This is a genomic window from Roseomonas sp. TS2 (assembly GCF_058833935.1).
Genome location: NZ_JCACVY010000334.1, coordinates 1 through 2,083 on the forward strand (window position 1 = coordinate 1; position 2,083 = coordinate 2,083).

At 69.6% G+C, this 2,083-nt stretch carries 2 protein-coding genes; both read right to left on the reverse strand.

Annotation, left to right across the window (positions count from 1 at the left end; translation table 11 throughout):
- The coding region (gene hisD / locus ACZJYS_RS24150) for a histidinol dehydrogenase (protein ID WP_493180620.1) at positions 1–1,278 on the reverse strand (1,278 nt) is incomplete at its 3' end.
- Between the two features lie 161 nt (positions 1,279–1,439).
- The coding region (locus tag ACZJYS_RS24155; RefSeq protein ID WP_493180621.1) for an SDR family NAD(P)-dependent oxidoreductase at positions 1,440–2,083 on the reverse strand (644 nt) is incomplete at its 5' end.

Consider the following 2,083-nt stretch of genomic DNA (forward strand, 5'->3'; position numbering starts at 1 on the left):
GTTCTTGCCGCCATAGCGCCGCACGCGGAGATCCGCCTGCTCCTTGTGGCCGGCGAAGTTCTCGATGGCGCAGAGCCGCGAGCAGTATTCGCCGACCATGGCGGAGGCCTCCGGCTTCACCTCCTGCCAGGTGCAGGTCTTGATGAACTTGCCAACCCAGAGGCCGCCCGTGTAGCGCGCCGCCTTCTTGGTGGGCAGGGTGTGGTTGGTGCCGATCACCTTGTCCCCATAGGCGACATTGGTCTCCTTGCCCAGGAACAGCGCGCCGTAGTTGCGCATGTTGTCGCGGAACCAGCGCGGGTTGGCGGTCATCACCTGCACATGCTCGGAGGCGATGTCATCCGCCACCTGCAGCATCTCCTCATCCGTGTCGCAGAGGATGACCTGGCCGTGGTCGCGCCAGGCCACGCTGGCGATGTCGGCGGTGGGCAGCACGGCGAGCTGGCGCTGCACCTCGGCCTCGATGCCCTCGGCGATCTTCTTCGAGGTGGTGAGCAGCACGGCGGGCGAGGTCGGGCCGTGCTCGGCCTGGCCCAGCAGGTCGGTGGCGCAAATCTCCACATCGGCGGTGTCGTCGGCGATGATCAGCGTCTCGGTGGGGCCGGCGAACAGGTCGATGCCGACGCGGCCGTAGAGCTGGCGCTTGGCCTCGGCGACGAAGGCGTTGCCGGGCCCGACCAGCATGTCCACCGGCTTGATCGTCTCGGTGCCGATCCCCATCGCCGCGACGGCCTGGATGCCGCCCAGCAGGTAGATCTCGTCGGCGCCGGCCATCGCCATGGCGGCGACGGTGGCGGCCGGCGGCTGGCCGTTCAGCGGCGGCGTGCAGGCGATGACGCGCGGCACGCCGGCCACCTTGGCCGTCAGCACCGACATGTGGGCGGAAGCCACCATCGGGTAGCGGCCGCCGGGGATGTAGCAGCCGACGCTCTCGACGGGGATGTGCTTGTGGCCCAGCGTCACGCCCGGCAGGGTCTCGACTTCGACATCCTGCATCGAGGCGCGCTGCACCTCGGCGAAGCGGCGGATCTGCGCCTGGGCGAACTTGATGTCCTCGATCACCTGCGCCGGCAGGCTGTCGATCAGCGCCTGGATCTGCTCCTGGGAGAGGCGGAAGCTCTCCGGCGACCACTTGTCGAATTTCTCCGAGAGCTCGCGCACCGCCGCGTCGCCGCGGGCCTCGACATCGGCGAGGATGCCCTCGACGGTCTGCCGAACCTTGCGGTCGTACTCGGCGGTCTCGGCGGCTTCGGCGCCCTTCTTCAGGTAGCGGATCATGGCGGTCCTCCTTCGGCTGCCCGGAAGAGTGGCGACGTTTGCATCCGGATGCAAGCGCGGCCATGCATCCGGATGCAACACCCTCCGTCAGCCTGCCCTCAACCTCTCCGCCGGCCGGAGTGCCGCCCTCCCTTCCCCACCCTGACCGGCAGCGAACAGAATCATTCGGCGGTCCAGCCGCCATCGACCATCAGGGCGCTGCCGGTCATCATGGCGGAGGCGTCGGAGGCGAGGAACAGCACGGCGCCCATCAGATCCTCCACCTGGCCGACGCGGCCGAGCTTGATCTTGGAGAGCACCCAGTCGCGGAAGCTGGCCTCCTCGAAGAAGGGCCGGGTCAGCGGCGTCTCGATGAAGGTGGGGCAGAGGGTGTTGACGCGGATGCGGTGCGGGCCGAGCTCGATGGCCATGGCCTTGGTCATGCCCTCCATGGCGTGCTTGCTGGCGCAGTAGACGCTGCGGCGCGGCCCGCCGACATGGCCCATCTGCGAGGAGAGCTGGATGATGGAGCCGGGCTTGGCGGCCGCCACCAGACGCTTCGCCACCGCCTGGGCGACGAAGAAGGCGGCGCGCAGGTTCAGCGCCATCACCGCGTCGAAATCCTCCGGCGTCACCTCCAGGAAGGGGGCGGGGCGGTTGGTGCCGGCGTTGTTCACCAGGATGTCAAAGGCGTCCCGCTCGGCCAGCACGGCCTGCAGGGCCTCGGGACGGGCGACGTCGAGCGCCAGCGCCTCGGCGCTGCCGCCGGCGGCGCGGATGGCCTCGGCCGCGGCGCCGATCTCGTCGCCGCTGCGCGCCACCAGCG